Origin of the sequence: Micromonospora sp. BQ11, from assembly GCF_052068135.1 — a bacterium.
GTDB lineage: Bacteria > Actinomycetota > Actinomycetes > Mycobacteriales > Micromonosporaceae > Micromonospora.
Genome location: NZ_JBQHDB010000007.1, coordinates 347,066 through 368,096, shown reverse-complemented (window position 1 = coordinate 368,096; position 21,031 = coordinate 347,066). Strand labels below are relative to the sequence as shown.

At 72.9% G+C, this 21,031-nt stretch carries 17 protein-coding genes; 12 read left to right on the top strand and 5 right to left on the bottom strand.

The annotated features are described in order from the left end of the window. Positions 1–88 precede the first annotated feature (88 nt). Genes ACTMSW_RS17990 through ACTMSW_RS17965 form a run of 6 tightly spaced genes read left to right on the top strand, consistent with a single transcriptional unit; the run spans position 89 to position 5,675 of the window. Positions 89–949, top strand: coding sequence for an STAS domain-containing protein (locus ACTMSW_RS17990; protein WP_441181754.1), 861 nt, complete (start codon positions 89–91; stop codon positions 947–949). Further along, positions 949–1,356, top strand: a complete 408-nt coding sequence (locus ACTMSW_RS17985; RefSeq protein WP_441181753.1) for an STAS domain-containing protein — start codon at positions 949–951, stop codon at positions 1,354–1,356. Before ACTMSW_RS17990 ends, ACTMSW_RS17985 begins: the two co-directional genes overlap by 1 nt. After that, positions 1,353–1,772, top strand: a complete 420-nt coding sequence (locus ACTMSW_RS17980) for an ATP-binding protein (RefSeq protein ID WP_441181752.1) — start codon at positions 1,353–1,355, stop codon at positions 1,770–1,772. Before ACTMSW_RS17985 ends, ACTMSW_RS17980 begins: the two co-directional genes overlap by 4 nt. Further along, positions 1,769–2,782 carry a SpoIIE family protein phosphatase gene (locus tag ACTMSW_RS17975; protein ID WP_441181751.1) on the top strand — a complete coding sequence of 338 codons (1,014 nt, stop codon included), beginning with the start codon at positions 1,769–1,771 and terminating at the stop codon, positions 2,780–2,782. The genes ACTMSW_RS17980 and ACTMSW_RS17975 overlap by 4 nt, the downstream gene beginning before the upstream one ends. Positions 2,783–2,808: 26 nt before the next feature. After that, positions 2,809–4,134 (top strand): ATP-binding protein, encoded by a 1,326-nt coding sequence (locus ACTMSW_RS17970; protein ID WP_441181782.1) that lies wholly within the window; start codon positions 2,809–2,811, stop codon positions 4,132–4,134. A 2-nt stretch (positions 4,135–4,136) separates the two neighbouring features. Next, on the top strand, positions 4,137–5,675 hold the full coding sequence (locus tag ACTMSW_RS17965) for a SpoIIE family protein phosphatase (RefSeq protein ID WP_441181750.1): 1,539 nt from the start codon (positions 4,137–4,139) through the stop codon (positions 5,673–5,675). A 60-nt stretch (positions 5,676–5,735) separates the two neighbouring features. On the opposite strand, the gene ACTMSW_RS17960 is transcribed toward ACTMSW_RS17965, so the two are convergent. Further along, on the bottom strand, positions 5,736–6,578 hold the full coding sequence (locus tag ACTMSW_RS17960; RefSeq protein ID WP_441181749.1) for an AraC family transcriptional regulator: 843 nt from the start codon (positions 6,576–6,578) through the stop codon (positions 5,736–5,738). Positions 6,579–6,609: 31 nt separating this feature from the next. Here ACTMSW_RS17960 and ACTMSW_RS17955 point away from each other — a divergent pair, with 31 nt between their 5' ends. Next, positions 6,610–7,185 (top strand): TIGR03086 family metal-binding protein, encoded by a 576-nt coding sequence (locus tag ACTMSW_RS17955; RefSeq protein WP_441181748.1) that lies wholly within the window; start codon positions 6,610–6,612, stop codon positions 7,183–7,185. 88 nt (positions 7,186–7,273) lie between these two features. Here the strand turns inward: ACTMSW_RS17955 and ACTMSW_RS17950 are convergent, their stop codons facing one another. After that, positions 7,274–7,456 (bottom strand): hypothetical protein, encoded by a 183-nt coding sequence (locus ACTMSW_RS17950; protein ID WP_441181747.1) that lies wholly within the window; start codon positions 7,454–7,456, stop codon positions 7,274–7,276. Between the two features lie 160 nt (positions 7,457–7,616). Between ACTMSW_RS17950 and ACTMSW_RS17945 the strand changes: the two genes are divergently transcribed. Further along, positions 7,617–8,561, top strand: coding sequence for a threonine ammonia-lyase (locus ACTMSW_RS17945; RefSeq protein WP_441181746.1), 945 nt, complete (start codon positions 7,617–7,619; stop codon positions 8,559–8,561). A gap of 105 nt (positions 8,562–8,666) precedes the next feature. Further along, complete coding sequence (locus ACTMSW_RS17940; RefSeq protein WP_441181745.1) at positions 8,667–9,692, top strand: hypothetical protein; 1,026 nt, start codon at positions 8,667–8,669, stop codon at positions 9,690–9,692. A gap of 121 nt (positions 9,693–9,813) precedes the next feature. On the opposite strand, the gene ACTMSW_RS17935 is transcribed toward ACTMSW_RS17940, so the two are convergent. Further along, positions 9,814–11,901 (bottom strand): S9 family peptidase, encoded by a 2,088-nt coding sequence (locus tag ACTMSW_RS17935; RefSeq protein WP_441181781.1) that lies wholly within the window; start codon positions 11,899–11,901, stop codon positions 9,814–9,816. A 149-nt stretch (positions 11,902–12,050) separates the two neighbouring features. Between ACTMSW_RS17935 and ACTMSW_RS17930 the strand changes: the two genes are divergently transcribed. Then, positions 12,051–13,400 (top strand): FAD-binding oxidoreductase, encoded by a 1,350-nt coding sequence (locus ACTMSW_RS17930; protein WP_441181744.1) that lies wholly within the window; start codon positions 12,051–12,053, stop codon positions 13,398–13,400. Between the two features lie 32 nt (positions 13,401–13,432). Here ACTMSW_RS17930 and ACTMSW_RS17925 read toward each other — a convergent pair whose 3' ends face one another. Then, positions 13,433–15,502 (bottom strand): SpoIIE family protein phosphatase, encoded by a 2,070-nt coding sequence (locus ACTMSW_RS17925; protein WP_441181743.1) that lies wholly within the window; start codon positions 15,500–15,502, stop codon positions 13,433–13,435. A gap of 174 nt (positions 15,503–15,676) precedes the next feature. Between ACTMSW_RS17925 and ACTMSW_RS17920 the strand changes: the two genes are divergently transcribed. Both ACTMSW_RS17920 and ACTMSW_RS17915 read left to right on the top strand, forming a co-directional pair. Continuing rightward, entirely contained in the window at positions 15,677–20,047 is a 4,371-nt protein-coding gene (locus ACTMSW_RS17920; RefSeq protein WP_441181742.1) for a HAMP domain-containing protein, read from the top strand. Next, the gene (locus ACTMSW_RS17915; protein WP_441181741.1) at positions 20,044–20,601 is read left to right on the top strand and encodes a response regulator; all 558 of its coding nucleotides are present in this window, start codon (positions 20,044–20,046) and stop codon (positions 20,599–20,601) included. The genes ACTMSW_RS17920 and ACTMSW_RS17915 overlap by 4 nt, the downstream gene beginning before the upstream one ends. A 7-nt stretch (positions 20,602–20,608) precedes the next feature. Here ACTMSW_RS17915 and ACTMSW_RS17910 read toward each other — a convergent pair whose 3' ends face one another. Next, on the bottom strand, positions 20,609–20,944 hold the full coding sequence (locus tag ACTMSW_RS17910; protein ID WP_441181740.1) for an STAS domain-containing protein: 336 nt from the start codon (positions 20,942–20,944) through the stop codon (positions 20,609–20,611). Positions 20,945–21,031: the final 87 nt, after the last annotated feature.

Genomic DNA, 21,031 nt, shown 5'->3' with positions numbered 1-21,031 from the left:
GGGCGTCATCATTCCTTTGCCACGTGGCAAGTAGTTCTCGGGCACCCGGTGATAGAGTCCGCCCGGTTCCAGGTCGAGGGGGTCTGACATGGCGCTGAGCGCCGATGAGAGCGGTCGACTGGCGGCCTTGCTGACCAGCCACACGGACCGGGTCGTTTCCCGGTGGACCGAGATCGCCGGGGCGTCCCTGCGCGGGCGTCTCAGCCAGGCGGAACTCCGCCGCCAGGTGGAGGACCTGCACCGCGGCATGGTCGCCACCGCCGAGCAGGGCCTGCTGCACCTCGACGCCGAGAACGCCGCAGAGCTGCGTGCCGTCCTCGCCGACCTGTCCCGCGGCCGCGCCCGGCAGGGCTTCTCCGCCACCGAGACCGCCACCAGCGTCTTCGCCCTCAAGGACGTGCTGCTGGAGGTGATGGAGGCGGACAGCGGGGCGGGCACCCTGCGCGACTACGTCGCCTACTCCCGCCTCGTCGACCAGATGGGCCTGTTCACCTTCGAGACCTACGTGCGGACCCGGGAGAGCCTCATCGCCGACCAGGCGGAGCAGCTCCTCGAACTCTCCACCCCGGTCGTGAAGCTCTGGGAGGGCGTGGTCGCCGTCCCCCTCGTCGGGACCCTCGACTCGGCCCGCGCCCAGGTCGTGATGGAGCGGCTGCTGCAGACCCTCGTCGACACCAGCTCCCCGTACGCGATCATCGACATCACCGGTGTGCCGGCGGTCGACACCCAGGTCGCCCAGCACATCCTCAAGACCGTCGTGGCCGCCCGGCTGATGGGTGCCGACTGCATCATCTCCGGCATCCGGCCACAGATCGCGCAGACGATCGTGGCCCTGGGCATCGAGTTCGGTGACATCGCCACCAAGGCCAGCCTCGCCGACGCCCTGCGGCACGTGCTGCGCCTCACCGGCGTGGAGACCGCCCGCCGCCAGACGCGCCGGGAGCGCTGATGGACCGGGTGCCGATCCTCAAGATCGGCGACATCCTGCTCGTCTCCATCCAGGTCGACATGTCCGACCAGACCGCTCTCCAGCTCCAGGAGGACCTGGCCGAGCGGATCGTCGACACCGGCTGTCACGGCGTCATCATCGACATCACCGCCCTGGACATCGTCGACTCGTTCGTCGGCCGGATGCTCTCCACCATCGCGTCCATCTCCAAGGTGCTGGACGCCGAGACGGTGGTCGTCGGCATGCGCCCCGCCGTCGCCATCACGCTGGTCGAGCTGGGCCTGTCGCTCAACGGCATCCGTACCGCACTGAACGTCGAGCGGGGCATGGAGCTCATCGCGGCGGCCCGCGCCGACGAGCACGAGGAGTTCGACGACGAACCGGACGCCGAGACGGCGACACCGTGACCGCCGGCGTCGACGTGGGCCAGCCGCAGGCGCAGGCGATCCGCAGCGACGAGGACGTGGTGCGGGTCCGGCAGCTGGTGCGTACCGTCGCGGTCGCCGTCCGGCTCTCCCTCGTCGACCAGACGAAGCTGGTCACCGCGGCGAGCGAACTGGCCCGCAACACCCTCGTGTACGGCGGCGGCGGCACCGTCGAGGTGACCACCGTCGACAACGGACGGCGGCGCGGCGTACGGATCGTCTTCGCCGACTCCGGACCCGGCATCGCCGACCTCGACCTGGCCCTGACCGACGGCTACACCACCGGCGGGGGACTCGGCCTCGGGCTCAGCGGCGCCCGCCGCCTCGTCGACGAGTTCGACATCTGGACCGCTGTGGGTGAGGGAACCCGCATCACGGTCACCAAGTGGTCCCGATGAACGAAGAACCGGTCCCCGACCGCGGAATCTGGTTCCGCGTCGAGGCCGGCAGCACGGCCAGCGCCGTCCGCCGGGCCGCCGAGCGGCTCGGCGCCCAGCTCGGGCTCGGCGACGCCCGTACCGCCGACCTGGCGATCGTCGCCGCCGAACTCACCAGCAACCTGGTCAAGCACGCCGAGGACGGCGTGCTGCTGCTCCGCCCGGTACGCCGCGAGGCGGAGGCCGGGGTGGAACTGGTCGCCATCGACTCGGGCCCGGGGATGGCCGACCTGACTGTCTCCTCCCGCGACGGGCACTCCACCACCGGCACCCTCGGCATCGGCCTCGGGGCGATCACCCGCCAGGCCAGCTGGTTCGACGGGTACTCCCGGCCGGGGAAGGGCACCGTCCTCGCCGTCCAGGTCTGGCCGGGGGACGACGTCGAGCAGCCGTGGGTCGGCGCGCTGACCCGGCCGATCACCGGGGAGACGGTCAGCGGGGACGGCTACGCCTGGCGGACCGTCGAGGGCCGGCGACAGCTGCTGGTCTGCGACGGCCTCGGGCACGGCTCGCTCGCCGCCGCCGCCACCGACGCCGCCCTGGACGCGTTCCGGCGGGCACCGGCCGGGCCCCCGGCCACCGTGGTCGGGCACCTGCACCGGGCGATGTCGCACACCCGCGGCGCGGCGCTCGCCGTCGCCGAGCCGGACCCGGCGACGGCTCAGCTGCACTACGCCGGTATCGGCAACATCTCCGGCGCCGTCGTCGACCGCGAGGGCCGCCGCAAGGGCCTGGTGTCGCTGCCCGGCATCGCCGGGCACCAGCGGCCGTCGGTACGCGAGTACGACTACCCCTTCGGGCCGGACGCCCTCCTCGTCATGCACAGCGACGGGGTGGTCGACCGTTGGCGGCTCGACGAGTACCCGGGCCTGCCCGACCGGTCGCCCCTGGTGGTGGCCGCGACCCTGCTGCGCGACTCCGGCACCCGCCGGGACGACGCCTGCGTCCTGGTCGCCCGGGCGGCGTCGTGACCACGCCCCCGGTGTCCCTGCTGACGATGGCGTTGCGGGTCGAGCACGACATCTTCCTGGTCCGGCAGCGCGGCCGCGAGGTGGCCGCCGCCGTCGGACTGGAACACCAGGACCAGGTCCGCATCGCCACCGCGCTCAGCGAGGTGGCCCGGGACCTGCTGCACGCCGTCGGCGGGGCGGACGTGACGTTCGCGGTGACCGCCGCCGACGACGGTCGGCAGCACCTCCGGGTCGACCTCGCCCCGGTCGGTCCTCTTCCGAGGGAACGGTACGACCCGCGGTCCGGGGCGGTGGCACGACTCGTGGACAGGCTGGACATGGTGGTGGGAGAGAGGGATACGGTCGTGAGGATGTCCCGACGTGTCCCGGTCAATGCGCAGGCGCTGACCCCGGAGCGTCTCGCCGAGCTGCGTACCGCACTCGGGGAGAACGCGCCGGGCAGCGCCCTCGACGAGCTGACCGCCCAGAACCAGCAGCTCATCGCCGCCCTCGACGAGGTACGCAGCCAGCGTGACGAGCTGGCCGTGCTGAACGAGGAGCTGGCCGAGACCAACCGGGGCGTCATGGCGCTCTACAACCAGCTCACCGAGGAGCTGGAGGAGACCAACCGCGGCGTGGTCGCCCTCTACGGCGAGCTGGACGAGAAGTCTGCCCAGCTCCGCGCGGCCAGCGAGTCCAAGAGCCGGTTCCTCGCCAACGTCAGCCACGAGCTGCGCGCCCCGGTCACCGCGATCATCGGGCTGGGTCGCCTGCTTGCCGACTCCTCCTCCGACCCGCTCACCGCCGAGCAGGCCCGCCAGGTGGGGCTGATCCGCTCCTCGGCGGCCGACCTGCTGGGGCTGGTCAACGAGCTGCTCGACCTCGCGAAGGCCGAGTCCGGGCGGATCGAGCCGGACTGGGCCGAGGTGGACCTGCGACCCGTCTTCGGGCAGTTGCGGGGCACGCTGCGCGCGTTGGCCACCCGGCCCGAGGTGGAGCTGGTGGTGGAGGAGCCGCCGGCCCCGGCCGTCCTGCGTACCGACGAGGTGCTGCTCGCCCAGGTGCTGCGCAACCTGCTGCACAACGGGCTGAAGTTCACCGAGCGCGGCGAGGTCCGGCTGCGGGCGGAGCGCCGGGGCGACCGGTGGCAGCTCACCGTCTCCGACACCGGCCCCGGCATCCCGGCGGAGCTGCACGAGCGGATCTTCGAGGAGTTCTACCAGGTCCCCGGCAAGACCCGGGTCGGCGGCACCGGCCTCGGCCTGCCGTACGCGCGACGACTGGTGACGCTGCTCGGCGGAAGCCTCGACCTGGCCAGCGAGCCCGGCCGGGGCAGCACCTTCACCGTCTCCCTGCCCGTGGACGGAGCCTGACCGTGGACGGCGGTCGGGCGACCGTGCTCGTGGTCGACGACAGTCGTACCAAGCGCTACCTGCTGGTCAGCTGGCTCTCCCGGGCCGGTTACACGGTGCTGGAGGCGGAGACCGGCGGCGAGGCGCTGGCCCGGGTCGGGGTGGACCCGATCGACCTGGTGGTCCTCGACGTCCGGCTGCCCGACCTCAGCGGGTTCGAGGTCTGCGAGCGGATCAAGTCGGCCCACCCGGCGATGCCGGTCATCCACGTGTCGGCGCACGCGGTGGACGTGGTGGACCGGGCGCAGGGGCTGACCCGGGGCGCGGACGCGTACCTGGCGGAGCCGATCGAGCCCGAGGAACTCGTGGCCACCGCCTCGGCGGTGCTGCGCTACTACCGTGCCCGGCAGCGCGCCGAGCTGCTCGTCGATCGGCTCACCGGGCTCGCCGACACCACCGTGGCGGTGCACGCGGCACCGACCTTCGCCCGGCTGCTGCAGGCCGCGGCCGAAGGGGCCGCGAAGGTCTTCAAGTGCCCTGCCGCCGTGGTGGCCGAGACCTTCGACGGCGACTGCATCGCGGGTGTGACCGCCGGCCCGGACCAGCCGGCCAGGATCGTCCCGTGGATCGTCGACGACACCGGGGTGCCGATCGGGGCGACGGTACGCGTCGAGCAGCCGGCCGACTGGGGCCTGGTCGACTGGCCGGCCGACGACACGGTGACCGTCGCCGCCGGCCGGCTGCGTGAGGACCGCGCCCCGCTCTACGTGGTCGTACCGACCCGCACCCAGACCGACCGCAACCCGGTGCTGGTGCAGCTCGCGCAGGCGGTCGCCGCGGCGGTGGAGGCGCAGCGCTCCTTCGACGAGGAGCACCGGATCGCGGTCACCCTCCAGCGCAGCCTGCTGCCCCGCCAGATCCCCACCGTCGTCGGACTGGACCTGGCGGTGCGCTACGAGCCGGCCAGCGCCCAGACCGAGGTGGGCGGGGACTTCTACGAGCTGGTGATGCTCGACGGGCACCTGCTGCTGGCGATCGGCGACGTGGCCGGCCACTCGCTGCACGCGGCGACCGTCATGGCCGAGCTGCGGCACGCGGTGCGCGCGTACGCGGTGGAGGGGCACCAGCCGGGCGAGATCCTGCACCGGGTGAACGAGCTGATGCGGACACTGCTCCCCAACGAGCTGGCCACCATCTGCGTCCTGCTGGTGCACCCGCCCACCGGTCGGGTGCGGATGGCCAGTGCCGGCCACCTGCCGCCGGTGCTCAGCGTGGACGGCAAGGTGGAGTTCGTACAGCAGTCCGCCCCGCTGCTCGGGGTCCGTGCCCCGCGCCCGCCCGACCTGGAGTTCGTGCTGCCCGCCGGAGCGACGCTGGTCTTCTACACCGACGGGCTGATCGAGCGGCGGGACGCCACCATCGACGACGGACTGTCCGCCCTGGCGGCCGTCGCCGCCCGGGTCGACGAGAACCTGGACCGGTTCTGCGAGCGCCTGCTGGTCGAACTGGCCCCGCCGGAGATCCAGGACGACGTCGCCGTGGTCGCCCTCCGCCGCCGCTGAGCGGAAAGGAAGGGCACCTTCTTAACGCCTGGCGTTGTAGAAGGGCCCCTTCCCAACACGTCAGCCGACGGTGCGGGCGTACGCAGCGGGAGAGACGCCGACGGCGGCCGTGAAGTCACGGATCAGATGGGCCTGGTCGCTGTAGCCGAGGTCGGCGGCGAGTGTGGCCCAGTCCGGCGGGTCGCCGCCGGCCCGCTCGATCGCCTCGTGCAGCCGGTACCGGCGGATCACCCACTTCGGGCCGACGCCCACGTGCGTCACGAAGAGGCGTTGCAGCCGCCGGGTGGACACGCCGTGCCGGCGGGCGAAGTCGTCGACCCGCAGCACGGTCCGATCGGCGCGGATCGCCTCGACCAGCCCCACCACGTCGTCGTCGACCGGATCCGCAACCGGTGCCCAGCTCGTCAGCAGGGCGTCCAGGGCACGGCGGCGCGCGGTGTCCGTACCGTCGCAGGGGTCTGCGGGCGTCGCGCCGCTCCCGGCCGACGCGGCGGCGACCACGGCGGCGGCCGGCGGCCAGCGGTCGGCGAGCGCGGCGAACGGCAGCCGTCGGCCGGTCAGCTCGGCCACGGGCCCCGGCCAGAACGGCCGGAAGCCGCCCGGCCGGAACTGCACCCCGCTCACCGTGCCGACGCCGGTCAGGGTGAGCGAGAAGAGTTCCAGGCCGACCCCGGCCACCTCGGCCCGCACCGGACCGTCACCGTCGCGCGCGAAGACCACGTTGACCGCCGGATGCGGTACGACGTGCTGCGTGAACGGTTCGCTCAGGTCCCAGTCGAGGAGCCAGTAGTGCTCCACGTGCCGCCGCAGCGCCGGAGTGGGCAGATGTCGCCGGAAGCGGACGCGGCGGCGCAGCCGGGCCGGGTCGAGGACGCCCCGGTTGTCCCCGCGTGGCTGTCGCATTTCTTCAAGACCGCCTTCATACGCTGGCCCTATGGCCACACACACTAGCCACCTGCTGGCGGCCGCGGCCCCGCGTACCGTCGCGGTGGTCCGCGGAATCGCCGACGACCAGCTCGACCTGCCGACGCCCTGCCGGGACTTCGCGGTACGCGACCTGCTGAACCACCTGTACGAGGTGGTGGTCAACTTCCAGCGGCTGGCGGCGAAGCGACCCGTCGAGTGGGCGGCGAAGCCCGACCACCTCGTCGACGGCTGGCGGGACCGGTTCGAGGTCGAGACCGGTCGTCTCGTGGACGCCTGGTCCGACCCGGCCGCCCTGGAGAGCGTCTCACCGGGGATGGGGATGCCGCAGCCGGTCGTCGGAGGCATGGCGCTGCTGGACCTGACCGTGCACGGTTGGGACCTGGCCGCCGCCACCGGGCAGCCGTACGAGCCGGCACCCGAGGTGCTCGGCGCCCTGCACGACCTGGTCGAGCAGCTCGGTCCACAGGCCCGGAAGATGGGCGTCTTCGCCGAACCGGTGCCCGCCTCACCCGACCTGCCGGACGTCGACCGTCTCCTCGCCCGCACCGGCCGGGACCCGGTCTGGTCGGCGACCGCCGGCTGAAGCGACGGTGCAAGGAAGGGCCCCTTATTAACGCCTGCGGTAGAGGAAGGGCCCCTTCTTAACGCCAGGCGGCGATCAGGTCGTGCGATCAGTTCGCGGTGAAGAGGCCGCCGGCCAGCGCGAGCATGGTGCCGGCGGCTGCGGAGCAGCAGCACACCAGCAGCACCGCGACCGCCGCGATGATCGCCCAGACGCGCCGGTCGCGCGCCGCCGCCCGCAGGCTCGACCGGGGTACGTCCGCCGCCCGGTCCTCGTCGCCGTCCCCCGCCACCCGCGCAGTCTAGGTGACCCCAAACGGCCGACGACGTGTTCTTCGGGTGGCGGATGCGTGCGGGCCGCGACGGGACGCGCGCCGTTAAGAAGGGCCCCCTGTACAACGCGAGGCGTTAACAGGGGGCCCTTCCTTCCACAGAGCCGGGCAGGATGGGGCGATGGAACTGGTCTCGATCGCCGATGTCCGGGCCGCTGCCACGGACATCGCGGGCACCGTCCTGCGTACGCCACTCATGCGGACCGGATGGGACGCGGACCTGTGGCTCAAGCCGGAGAGCCTGCAACCGGTGGGCTCGTTCAAGCTGCGCGGCGCGACCCACGCGGTCGCGCGGCTGACCCCGGCGGAGCGGGCGCGCGGCGTCGTCACGCACTCCTCGGGCAACCACGGCCTGGCGCTGGCGTACGCGGCCCGGGCGGCCGGCGTGCCGTGCCGGATCGTGGTGCCCGAGGGAGCCCCGGCGGCGAAGGTCGACCGGATCCGCGCGCTCGGCGTGGAGGTGCTGCTCGTGCCGCCGCCGCGACGCGTCCCGGAGGCGGAACGGATCGCGGCGGCGACCGGTGCGGTGCTGGTGCCGCCCTTCGACGACCGGCGCATCGTGGCCGGGCAGGGAACGATCGGGTTGGAGATCGTCGAGGACCTGCCCGACGTGGACGTGGTGCTGGTGCCGGTGGGCGGCGGCGGGCTCTCCTCCGGCGTGGCGACGGCGGTGCGGGCGCTTCGGCCGGAGGCGACGGTGGTCGGCGTGGAGCCGGAGCTGGCCGCCGACGCCCGCGATTCCCTCGCCGCCGGGTCGGTGGTGGTGTGGGGTGAGGAGCGGACCTACCGGACGATCGCCGACGGGCTGCGCCTGCCGCCGTCCGAGCTGACGCTCGCCCACCTGGCCGCCCGGCTCGACCGCATCGTCACGGTCACCGAGGAGGAGATCAGGGCCGCGATGGTCCGGCTGGTCCGCGACGCCCGGCTGGTCGTCGAGCCGAGCGCCGCGGTGGCGGTGGCCGCCCGGCTGTTCCGTGCCGCCGAGATTCCCACCGGGCGTACGGTCGCCGTGGTCACCGGCGGCAACGTCGACCCGGCGGTGCTGGCGTCGGTCCTGGTGCCGTGAGGTCAGGGACGGGCCCTCGTGCGGGACGAGGGCCCGTCCCGATCGCGGCGCGCGTTGCTCCCGCCCGGCCCTGTCTTCCCCCGGCTCCACCGTCCTTGCACGTCGGTGGCCTTCGCCGCGGTGCTGCTCGGGCTGCCCGTCGTGGCGGGCCTCGCCACCGCGCTCATGCTGCGCCGGGTGACCGTAAGCCCGCTCGGCGTGGCCCGGACGGAGCGGCGCGAACGCGGCCTCCGCCCCTGGGCCGGCATCCTGATCGGGCTCGGGCTGGTTGCCTTCGCCTCCATCGGGCCGATCAACCGCTGGTACGCGACCCGGGACACCCAGCCGCCCGAGTGGCTGACCTCCGCCCTGCTGACGGGCGGCGGGCTCGCCGCACTCGTCGGTGTCGTCGTCGGCACCGGCTGGATCTCGTACGTCACCGGGCGGCTGCTGCGCCGGTGGGCACGCCGCCCGGCCACGCTGCTCGCGGCCGCCCGCTTGACCTCCGACCCCTGGGCGGGCAGCCGTGCCTTCGCCGCTCTGCTGGCAGCGGTACTCCTCGGTGCCGGGGCGGCGGGCATGCGGGCCTACTTCGAGGCCGCGGGGGAGCTGGAGCGCCGGAGCGGGGGCCGGCGGGGCGGCACCGACGACTTCTACCTGAGCACGATGGACCTCGTCGACCTCGCGGTCGCGGTGGCCATGGTGGTGGCCGCCGGCGGGCTCGTCGTCGCCCTGGTCGAGGGGGTCACCGCCCGGCGGCGGGCGTACGCAGCCCTGGTGGCGACCGGGGTGCCCGCCGCCACCATTGGGCGGTCGATCGCCTGGCAGGCGCTGGCTCCGGCGGTGCCGGCGGTCGCCCTCGCGCTCACGGTCGGCCTGCTGCCGGGCCGCGGCCTCTTCGGCGCACCGAGCAGCGGTGGTTACACCAGCGAGGTCTGCGACGCGGGGGAGCAGCTCTGCACCGACCCGGCGACCCGGGAGCAGTACACCCGTGTCGAGGTGGAGTCGCTCGTCAGCGTCACTCCTGACCTACCGCTCGGGCACCTGGCCTGGCTCGGAAGCGGCGCCGTCGCGGCGGTGCTGGTCACCGTCGCGATCGGCCTGCTCTTCCTGCGGTCCGGTACGGCGGTCGAGGAACTGCGCGCGACCTGACAGAGGGCTCCCGGCCGGGCGGGCCGGTTCGCCCGTGCGGGCCGGCGGCCGAGGGCGGAGCCGTTAGGAAGGGCCCCCTGTACAACGCCAGGCGTTAACGGGGGGCCCTTCCTTGCACACCTCAGGCGCGCCCGAGGCGGTCCAGGATCCAGGCGTTGACGAACGCCTCCTCGCGCCACGAGTCGTAGCGGCCGCTCGGGCCACCGTGCCCGGCGCCCATCTCCGTCTTGAGCAGGTAGTCGCCCTGCGGGGCGACCTCCCGCAGGCGGGCGATCCACTTCGCCGGCTCGTGGTACAGCACCCGGGTGTCGTTGAGGCTGGTCACCGCGAGGATCGCCGGGTAGTCCACGGCCCGCACGTTCTCGTACGGGGTGTAGGACTTCATGTACGCGTACACCTCGGGGTCGTCGAGGGGGTTGCCCCACTCCTCCCACTCGGTGACGGTCAGCGGCAGCGACGGGTCGAGGATCGAGGTGAGCGCGTCCACGAACGGCACCTGCGCGACGATCCCGCTGAAGGCGTCCGGCGCGATGTTGGCCACCGCTCCCATCAGCAGGCCGCCGGCCGAGGCGCCCCGGGCGACCAGCCGGTCGCTCGCCGTCCAGCCGGCCTTGACCAGGTGACGGGCGCAGGCCACGAAGTCGGTGAAGGTGTTCTTCTTGGCCAGCAGCTTGCCCTGGTCGTACCAGCGCCGGCCCAGCTCGCCGCCGCCCCGGATGTGCGCCACCGCGAAGACGACGCCCCGGTCCAGCAGGGAGAGCCGGGCGACCGAGAACCACGGGTCCATGCTCGCCTCGTACGAGCCGTAGCCGTAGATCACGCAGGGCGCGGAGCCGTCGCGCGGGGTGCCGGCGCGGCACACCAGCGAGATCGGCACGCGGGTGCCGTCGTCGGCGAGCGCCCAGTCGCGGTGCTGCTCGTACTCCGCCGGGTCGTAGGGCCGTCCGTCCGGCCCGGGCTGCACCGGCTTCCGCCGCCGCAGCGTCATCTGCCGGGTCACCAGGTCGTAGTCGTAGACGGAGTCCGGCGTGACCAGCGACGTGTAGCCGAGCCGGATCTGCCCGGTGCGGTACTCCGGGTTGGCACCCAGGCCGACGCTGTAGAGCGGCTCCGGGAAGTCGATGTCGTACGCGTCGCCGCCGCCGATCGGCAGCACCCGCAGCCCGGTCAGCCCGTTGCTGCGCAGCGACACCACGAGGTGGTCGGCGAAGGCGTCGACCGCCTCGAGCCGGGTGCCCGGCGAGTGCTCGATCAGCGGGACCCAGTCGCCGGGCGCGTCCGCCGAGGTGTACGCGAGCGCGAAGTCCTCCGCGCCGTCGTTGTGCAGGATGAGGAACCGGTGCCCGTGGTGCTCCACCGTGTACTCCACGCCCTGCCGGCGGGCCGCCACGGACGCCGGGGCGCCGGTCGGGTTGCCGGCCGGGATCACCAGGACCTCACTGGTGATCTTGCTGTGGATGTCGATGAGGACGAACTTCTCCGAGCGGGTCAGCTCGACGCCCACCCAGAACCGTTCGTCGTCCTCCTGGTGGACCACCACGTCCTCACCCGACGGGGTGCCCAGGGTGTGCCGCCAGACCCGGTTGGGCCGCCACGCCTCGTCCACGGTCACGTAGAACAGCACCGACGCGTCGGCGGACCAGGCGGTGCCGTAGAAGGTGTCGGGCACCTCGTCGGGGAGCAGTTCGCCGGTGCTCAGGTCCTTCACCCGCAGCGTGAACCGCTCGTCGCCGGAGAAGTCCGTCGAGTACGCGAGCCAGCGCCCGTCGGGGCTGACGTCGAACGCGCCGAGCGCGAAGAAGTCGTGCCCCTCGGCGAGCAGGTTGCCGTCGAGCAGCACCTCCTCGCCGTCGAGCGGGGCGCCGTCCACGCTGACCGGCGGCTCGGTCTCGCCGTCGCGGACGGCGCGGCGGCAGTGCACCCCGTACTGCTGGCCCTCGACCGTCCGGGTGTAGTACCACCAGCCGCCCTTGCGGGCGGGCACCGTCAGGTCGGTCTCCTGGGTGCGCTGGCGGATCTCCTCGAACAGCTCCCCACGCAGCCCGGCGAGGTGCGCCGTCCGGGCCTCGGTGTACGCGTTCTCGGTGGTCAGGTGGGCGATCGTCTCCGGATCGTCCTTGACGGACAGCCAGGCGTACTCGTCGACGACGGTGTCGCCGTGGTGGGTGCGCTCGCTCGGCACCCGCTTCGCGGCGGGCGACGGCTTCAGGTCGTGGCGCGGCGTCAGACGCGCCGAGCTGAAGTTGTCGGGGGTCTCGGTGGTCACGGGCGCCACGTTACCGGCCGAGCGCCGCCCGCCGCGCGGGCTCGTCCGGCAACCCGCCGCCAGGTCTTTCGAACATGTGTACGATGACCGCCATGGCGGCAGCAGCGAGCTACACCGACCGGCCCGGCGCACTGGACATCACCCGACGGCTGACGGAGATCTGCGGCCCGCCCTTCGCCCGCCTGGCCGGCCCGGCCGACGAGGTGGCCGGTCGCCCGGCCCGCTGGGTCGCCGTCCCGGGCGGCCCGCACGCCGCCTCCGAGGTGCTGCGCCTCGCCGCACGCCACGACCTGACGGTGGTGCCCCGGGGGGCCGGCACGAAGATCGACTGGGGCGCCGCCCCGGATCGGGTCGACATCATGCTCGACACCGGCCGGCTCGCCGGGATCGGCCACCGTTCGGTGGCCGCCGCGACCGTGGAGGTCGGTGCCGGCACCCCGCTGCGCGCCGTGCAGGCGACCCTGGAGCGCACCAACCGGCGGCTCGCGCTGGACGCGCCCTCACCCGGCGCGACGCTGGGCGGGGTGCTCGCCGCCGGCGAGGCCGGCCCGCTGCGGCACCGCCACGGCACCCCGTGCGACCAGCTCGCCGGCCTCCGCTACCTGGACGCCGGCGGTGAGCTGGTCGACGCCGGTGGTGGCGCCGAGGGGCTGGAGCTGGCCCGGGTGCTCTGCGGCTCGGAGGGCGCGCTCGGCGTGCTGGTGTCGGCCTCCCTGCGCGTCCAGGCCGTGCCGGCGAGTCGCATCTGGGTGACCCGTCCGGTGTGGACGCCGTTGGAGGTGCACGACCTGGTGCGTACGGTGCTCGCCGCCCGCCTCGACCCGGCGGCGGTCGAGCTGGACCTGCCGGCCGGCGCGGGACCCCGGCCGCAGCGGGACGGCCGGGCCGAGTCGATGGCGCGGCACCCGTCGATGACGGGTCGCGCCACGACCGGCCCGGCCGGTGCCGGGTCCCTGGTCGTCCTGCTGGAGGGCGGTCCGGCGGACGTCGCCGAGCGGGCCGACCGGCTGGTGTCGCTCCTCGGCCCGCGCACGACCGCCGCGCACTCCGCGCCGCCGTGGTGGCGGCGCTACCCGTTCGCCCCGGGCGACACCGCGTTGCGCATCGAGGTGCCGATCAGCGACCTGCACGCGGCGGTCTACGCGCTGCGGGACGCGGCCGGCGGTCCCGTCCCGCTGCGCGGCTCCGCCGGTCTGGGCGTCGTGCACGCCGCTCTGCCGGGCGCGATGTCCCCCGACCGGGTCGCCTCGATCCTCGCCGCCGTCCGGGGTGTGCTCCTCGCCCGGCAGGGCCGGTGCGTGGTCGTCTCCGCACCGGAACCGGTCCGCCAGGCCGTCGACCTGTGGGGCGACGTGGCCGGGCTGGCCCGGCTCCGGGCCGTGAAGGAGCACCTCGACCCGCATCACCGCCTCGCGCCCGGCCGCCTCCCCGGCGGCCTCTGACCGCCGCTCGATCGAGCCGGGCGGGCCGGGCGTCAGACGGCGTCGTTGCGAAGGACCAGGATGGCGATGTCGTCGCGGGGGGCCTCCGGCGAGAAGCCGATCGCGGTGGACCGGAGCCGGGCCGCGACCACGTCCGCGGAGTACCCGGCCAGCGGGGCGGCGGCCTCCCGCAGCCGGTCGGTGCCGAAGAGCTCCCGCCCACGCCGGCGTTCGGTGACCCCGTCGGTGTAGAAGACCAGCGCGTCGCCCGGGTCGAGTGGGAACTCGGCCGTCGGCGAGGCGATGGAGTCGAGCAGGCCCAGCGCGGTGCCACCGGTCCCGACGAATTCGGCGCCGCCGCCGGAGCGCAACAGCACCGGACGGTCGTGGCCGGCGAGGTGCAGCGAGACGTCGAGCTGGTCGCCGTCCCCGGGCCGGACGGCCGCCAGCGCGAGGGTGCAGTACCGGCCGCCGCCCCGCTCGCACAGCGTCTCGTTGAGCCGGGCCAGCGCCTCGGGCAGCGGCTTGCCGTCTCCGACCAGCACCCGGATGACGTCGCGGACCAGGCCGGTGACCGCCGCGGCCTGCACACCCTTGCCGGAGACGTCCCCGATGACCACCAGCCACCGGCCGTCGGGCAGTGGCAGCACGTCGTAGAAGTCGCCGCCCACGTCGGCGTCGTCGCCCGTCGGCACGTACTCGGCGGCGAAGCCGATGCCCTCCACCACCGGCAGCACCGGCGGCAGCAGCGACTGCTGGAGGGTGTGCGCGACGCGGCGGCGTTCGGCGTGGATCCGGGCGTTCTCGATGGCCAGGGCCGCCCGCCGGGCCACGTCCTCCAGGACGGCGACCTCGTCCGGGTCGTGCCGGTGCCGCTGGTGCCGGCCGACGGCCAGCGTGCCGAGGCGCTGGCCCCGGGCGATCAGCGGGACCGCGAAGCCCTCCATGGGCGCACCCAGCGGCGTGTGCGTGCCGTTGCGGGACGCCTCCCGCAGCCGGGCCTGGATCGAGTCCGGTCCGGTCTCGCGGAGCACCGCGTCCAACTGCGGCAGCATCGACTCGTCGGCGTGGCTGGCCGCCGCGAGCCGCAGCCGGCCCCACTCGTCGGTGGTGTGCACCGCGCACCACTGCCCGAGCCGGGGCACCACGAGCTGCGGGATCAGTGCCATGGTCAGCTCGACGTCGAGGGACTGCGCGAGCAGTTCGCTGGCCTCGGCGAGGAACGTCAGCCATGCCCGACGCCGGACGTCCGCCCGGCGCAGCCGGTCGTTCTCCAGGTGCAGGGAGAGCCGCTCGGCCGTCAGGACGGCCAGCGGGCGGGCGTACGCGGACGGTGCCGCGTCCAGCTCCAGCTCCCCGGAGTACGGGCGGTGCACGGTGAGCGGGACCCGGAGCAGCTCGGCGTCGGCGCGGGGCTGGCGCCCGTACCGGGCGAGCACCTGGCGGCCCTGCCCCTCGCCCCGGTCCAGCTGGACCACGCCCCCGGCCGCGCCGACCATCTCGGCGACCCGGGTCAGCAGGCTGGTCGCGAAGTCGGGCAGCGGGTCCTCGGCGTACGGATCGGGGATGGTCTGCATCAGCTCGCTCATCGCGCCGGCGCTCGGCGCGGAGCTGTCGCTGGCGGTGAGACCGGTCACGGCGGACGCGGCCTCGGGGCGCGGGACGCGGCCGTGCCCGGCGGCGCCGGGAAGGTCCAGCCGGAACCAGACGCCCTTCCCGGTGGGCAGGTACGTGGTGCCCCAGCGACTGGCGAAGTGGTCGACCAGCAGCAGGCCCCGGCCGCGTTCGGAGACCTCGCCGATGTCGGAGGAGTCGTTGCGGACCCCGACGACCAGCTCCTCCACCGGGCCGCTGGCGAAGTCCGACACCGTCACGGTGAGGCCGACCTGGTCCGCGACGACCTCGATGTCCAGTTCGGTACGGGCGTGTTCCACCGCGTTCGTGGACAGTTCGGTGGTCAGCAGCAGGGCCTCGTTGGCCAGTTCGTCGAGGTGGGCCTCGGTGAGGACGGACCGGACGAGGGCGCGGGCGGCGGCGGGCGTGCGCCGGTCGGCGGGGAGTCGGACCCGCCGGACGTGCTCGTCTCCGCCCCCGGTCGACACGGGCCCGGTCTCCGCTGACACCCCCGTATCCTCCACCGCGGTCCCCTCGAGTGCCAAGCCGGACCCGCACCCCGACCCGCCGGGGGGTACGACCCGACCGCGCGCCGACCTGGCGCGTCCGAGGTGGCGGGCACAATATGGGGTGGCCGGCGTGCCGACACGAGCCGACGGCCCCCCGACCCTGAGCGAGGGATGATGACCACGGCGAAACAGTCGGTGACGGCCGACCAGTCCGCGCCCGACCACGAGGCGGTCCTCGTCGAGCTGACCGAGGCGCTGCGGCGGGTGCGCCGTGGCGACCTCAAGGTCCGGTTGCCCCGGCGGGCGGGCCGGGCCGGCGAGGTGGCCGACGCCTTCAACGAGGTCGTCTCGCTCCAGGAGCGGCAGTACCTCGACCTGCGCCGGATCAGTCGCATCGTCGGCCGGGACGGTCGGCTCACCGAGCGCTTGGACGACGAGGGGCTGGACGGTTCCTGGGCGGAGGGGCAACGGGCGGTCAACTCGCTGATCGACGACCTCGGCCGGCCGACCACGGAGATCGCCCGGGTGATCGTGGCGGTGGCCGACGGCGACCTGTCGCAGCACATGGCGCTGGAGATCGACGGGCGGCCGCTGCGCGGTGAGTACCTGCGCATCGGCCGCACGGTGAACACGATGGTCGACCAGCTGTCGTCGTTCTCGAACGAGGTGACGCGGGTGGCCCGGGAGGTGGGCACCGAGGGCAAGCTGGGTGGCCAGGCCGACGTCCGTGGCGTCGCCGGCACCTGGAAGGACCTCACCGACTCGGTGAACACCATGGCGTCGAACCTGACCGGCCAGGTGCGGTCTATCTCACAGGTGGCGACGGCGGTGGCGAAGGGCGACCTGTCGCAGAAGATCACGGTCAGCGCCCGCGGCGAGGTCGCCGAGCTGGCCGACACGATGAACTCGCTCACCGACACGCTGCGGCTCTTCGCCGAGCAGGTGACCCGGGTGGCGCGCGAGGTGGGCACCGAGGGGAAGCTCGGCGGGCAGGCCGACGTGCCGAACGTGGCCGGCACCTGGAAGGACCTGACCGACAGCGTCAACTCGATGGCGTCGAACCTGACCGCCCAGGTCCGGAACATCGCCCAGGTGTCCACGGCGGTCGCCCGGGGCGACCTCAGCCAGAAGATCACGGTGGCCGCCCAGGGCGAGATCCTGGAGCTGAAGGACACCGTCAACACGATGGTGGACCAGTTGTCGTCGTTCGCCGACGAGGTCACGCGGGTGGCGCGTGAGGTGGGCATCGAGGGCAAGCTCGGCGGTCAGGCCCAGGTTCGCGGCGTCTCCGGCACCTGGCGGGACCTGACGGAGAACGTCAACCAGCTCGCCGGCAACCTGACCAGCCAGGTCCGCAACATCTCCCAGGTCTCCACCGCGGTGGCGAAGGGCGACCTGAGCCAGAAGATCACCGTCGACGCGCAGGGCGAGATCCTGGAGCTCAAGAACACCGTCAACACGATGGTGGACCAGCTCTCCTCGTTCGCCGACGAGGTGACGCGGGTGGCCCGCGAGGTGGGCACCGAGGGCAAGCTGGGCGGTCAGGCGCAGGTCAAGGGCGTCTCCGGTACGTGGCGGGACCTGACCGACAACGTGAACTCGATGGCGTCGAACCTGACCAGCCAGGTGCGGAACATCGCCTCGGTCACGACCGCCGTGGCCAAGGGCGACCTGAGCCAGAAGATCACCGTCGACGCGCAGGGCGAGATCCTGGAGCTGAAGTCGACGGTCAACACGATGGTCGACCAGTTGTCGTCGTTCGCCGACGAGGTCACCCGGGTGGCCCGTGAGGTGGGCACCGAGGGCAAGCTCGGTGGTCAGGCCCAGGTACGCGGCGTCGCCGGCACCTGGCGGGACCTGACCGACAACGTGAACTCGATGGCGTCGAACCTGACCGCCCAGGTCCGCAACATCGCCCAGGTCTCCACCGCGGTCGCGAAGGGTGACCTGAGCCAGAAGATCACCGTCGACGCGCAGGGCGAGATCCTGGAGCTGAAGTCGACGGTCAACACGATGGTCGACCAGTTGTCGTCGTTCGCCGACGAGGTCACCCGGGTGGCACGTGAGGTGGGCACCGAGGGCAAGCTCGGTGGTCAGGCGCAGGTCAAGGGCGTCTCGGGTACGTGGCGGGACCTGACCGACAACGTGAACTCGATGGCGTCGAACCTGACCAGCCAGGTGCGGAACATCGCCTCGGTCACGACCGCCGTGGCCAAGGGCGACCTGAGCCAGAAGATCACCGTCGACGCGCAGGGCGAGATCCTGGAGCTGAAGTCGACGGTCAACACGATGGTCGACCAGCTGTCGTCGTTCGCCGACGAGGTCACCCGGGTGGCGCGCGAGGTCGGCATCGAGGGCAAGCTCGGTGGCCAGGCGCAGGTCAAGGGCGTCTCCGGCACCTGGCGGGACCTCACCGAGAACGTCAACCAGCTCGCCTCGACGCTGACCACCCAGCTGCGGGCGATCTCCCAGGTGTCCACCTCGGTGACCCGGGGCGACCTGACCCAGCGGATTGCGGTCAAGGCGCAGGGCGAGGTCGCCGAGCTGAAGGACAACATCAACCAGATGATCGTCACCCTCCGGGAGACGACCAAGAAGAACGCCGAGCAGGGCTGGCTGGACTCCAACCTGGCGCGCATCGGTGGTCTGCTACAGGGCCAGCGGGACCTGGGCGAGGTCTGCCGGATGATCATGATGGAGGTCACCCCGCTGGTCGACGCGCAGCTCGGCGCGTTCTTCCTGGCGGACACCTCCGACGGCAGCGTCCGGCTGCGGCTGACCGCCTCGTACGGATACGTGGCCCGCGGGCACGACGTCACGTTCGGCCCGGGCGAGGGGCTGGTCGGGCAGACCGCGCTGTCCCGGCGCACGATCCGGGTCGGCGCCGCGCCGGACGCCCGCCTGACGCTGCGTTCCGGCCTTGCCGACACGCCGCCGTCCGACCTGGTCGTGCTGCCGGTCCTCTTCGAGGGCGAGCTGCTGGGGGTCATCGAGTTCGCCAGCGTGCAGAGCTTCTCCGAGCTGCACCTCTCCTTCCTGGAGCGGCTGGTGCTCACCATCGGCATCGCGGTCAACACCATCCAGGCCAACCGGCGTACGGAGGAACTGCTCGCCCAGTCCCAGCGGCTCGCCCACGAGCTGCAGGAACAGTCGGCGGAGTTGCAGCGCACCAACGCCGAGCTGGAGGAGAAGGCCACCCTGCTGTCCGAGCAGAAGGGCAACATCGAGACGAAGAACCGGGAGATCGAGCTGGCCCGGCTCGGCCTGGAGGAGAAGGCGCAGCAGCTCACCCGCGCCTCGGCGTACAAGTCGGAGTTCCTGGCCAACATGAGCCACGAGCTGCGGACGCCGCTGAACTCGCTGCTCCTGCTGGCCCGGCTGCTGGCCGAGAACTCGGAGCGGAACCTCACGCCGAAGCAGACCGAGTTCGCCCGGACGATCCACAGCGCCGGCTCGGACCTGCTGTCCCTGATCGACGACATCCTGGACCTGTCCAAGATCGAGGCCGGTCGGATGGACGTCGAGCCGACCGAGATCCGGTTCGCCGAGATCCGCAGCTACGTCGAGCAGGCGTTCGCGCCGCAGGCCGAGGAGAAGGGCCTGGACTTCCAGGTACGCGTCAGCAAGGACCTGCCGCCGGCGCTGGTGACCGACGCCCAGCGGCTGCAGCAGATCCTGCGCAACCTGCTCTCCAACGCGGTGAAGTTCACCGACAACGGCGCGGTGACGCTGCGGATCGCACCGGCACCGGAGAACGCGGTGTTCGACGTGCCGGCGCTCACGAACGCCCGGCAGGTGATCGCGTTCACCGTGATCGACACCGGCATCGGCGTCTCCGACGACAAGCTGTCGATCATCTTCGAGGCGTTCCAGCAGGCCGACGGCACCACCAGCCGCCGCTTCGGCGGCACGGGCCTGGGCCTGTCGATCAGTCGGGATTTGGCGCGGCTGCTCGGCGGGGCGATCACCGTCTCGTCGGCGCCCGGGCAGGGCTCGACATTCACCCTCTTCGTACCCGATGTCCTGGCGCCGGACGCGGTGGTGGCGCCGGCGGCGCCGTCCCCGCAGCGGGCCGGCCTGCCCTCGTCGCTGCTGATGCCGCCGATGGAGCTGCTGCCGCAGCGGACGGAGGCGCCGGCCACCCGCCGGCTGGACGGCGCGACGGTGCTGATCGTGGACGACGACGTCCGGAACGTCTTCGCGCTGACCAGCGCATTGGAACTGCACGGGATGGCCGTGCTGTACTCGGACAACGGGGCGGACGGTGTCCGCCTGCTGGCCGAGCATCCGGAGGTGGACATCGTGCTGATGGATGCCATGATGCCCGAGCAGGACGGTTACGAGACGACACGGCAGATCCGGCGCAACCACCGCTTCGCGGACCTGCCGATCGTCTTCCTGACCGCGAAGGCGATGCCCGGCGACCGCGAGTCGGCGCTGGCCGCCGGGGGTAGTGACTACATCACCAAGCCGGTGGACCTGGACCAGCTGATCGAGCTGATGGCGTCCTGGATCAGCGGCAGTCGGAACGAGGAGAGTTCGTGACCCAGATGGCCAAGGCGCTGCTGGTGGACGACCGACGGGAGAACCTGATGGCCCTGGAGGCGATCCTCCAGGGCCTGCCGGTCCAGTCGGTGGCGGTCGAGAGCGGCGAGGCGGCGCTGAAGCAGCTGCTGGTCGACGACTTCGCGGTGATCCTGCTCGACGCTCAGATGCCGGACATGGACGGTTTCGAGACCGCCAGTCACATCAAGCGCCGGGAGCGTACGCGCCACGTGCCGATCATCTTCCTCACCGCCGCCGACCGGGACGCGCAGCTCGCGCTCCGCGGCTACGCGGTGGGCGCGGTCGACTACCTCACCAAGCCGTTCGACCCGTGGGTGCTGCGCGCCAAGGTCTCGGTCTTCGTCGAGCTGTGGGTCAAGAGCCGCCAGCTCGCCGCCCAGTCGGACCTGGTCCGGGAGCGCGACAGCCAGTTGCGGGTGCTGACCGACGCGGTCGACGAGGCCACCGCGCTGCTGCGCGCCGACGACGACCCGGACGCGCGGGACCGCGCGGTGGAACTCCTCGAACAGGCCCGCTGGGGCAGCACCCCCTGAGCGGGGGTCAGCTGGTGGGGGACTCGTTGCGGACCATCAGGGCCGAGCGCAGGCCGGTGATGTCCAGGACGCGGAGCAGGAAGTCGCCGACGTTGGTGAGGATCAGCAGGCTCCGTGCGTGACTGGCCTTCCGGCTCAGCACGACGAGCGTGCCCAGGCCCTGGGAGTCGCAGAAGGTGATCCCGCCGAGGTCGAGCACGATCCGCGGGGGTGGGTCGGCCAGGACCTCGTTGACGATCGTCGCCAGCTGGGCGGCCGTGAGCATGTCGATCTCACCGGCGAGGCGAAGCACGGCTTCGTCTCCCGTCCGGTGCAGGGTGATGGACAGTTCGGCACGATCCACCCGGCCAGCCTAGCGCGATCTCGTGACGCGGGCCTGTCGAGGCGATCAGCCGTGCGCCGGGGCGACGGCCCGGCCGGGTCTCGGCGT

Excerpts from the sequence above, each read along its gene's own strand:
- ACTMSW_RS17945 (WP_441181746.1), top strand. The coding sequence starts at position 7,617 with ATGGAACTGGTCTCGATCGCCGATGTCCGGGCCGCTGCCACGGACATC.
- ACTMSW_RS17990 (WP_441181754.1), top strand. The coding sequence starts at position 89 with ATGGCGCTGAGCGCCGATGAGAGCGGTCGACTGGCGGCCTTGCTGACC.
- ACTMSW_RS17920 (WP_441181742.1), top strand. The coding sequence starts at position 15,677 with ATGACCACGGCGAAACAGTCGGTGACGGCCGACCAGTCCGCGCCCGAC.
- ACTMSW_RS17955 (WP_441181748.1), top strand. The coding sequence starts at position 6,610 with ATGGCCACACACACTAGCCACCTGCTGGCGGCCGCGGCCCCGCGTACC.
- ACTMSW_RS17975 (WP_441181751.1), top strand. The coding sequence starts at position 1,769 with ATGAACGAAGAACCGGTCCCCGACCGCGGAATCTGGTTCCGCGTCGAG.
- ACTMSW_RS17985 (WP_441181753.1), top strand. The coding sequence starts at position 949 with ATGGACCGGGTGCCGATCCTCAAGATCGGCGACATCCTGCTCGTCTCC.
- ACTMSW_RS17970 (WP_441181782.1), top strand. The coding sequence starts at position 2,809 with ATGGCGTTGCGGGTCGAGCACGACATCTTCCTGGTCCGGCAGCGCGGC.
- ACTMSW_RS17960 (WP_441181749.1), bottom strand. The coding sequence starts at position 6,578 with ATGCGACAGCCACGCGGGGACAACCGGGGCGTCCTCGACCCGGCCCGG.
- ACTMSW_RS17930 (WP_441181744.1), top strand. The coding sequence starts at position 12,051 with ATGGCGGCAGCAGCGAGCTACACCGACCGGCCCGGCGCACTGGACATC.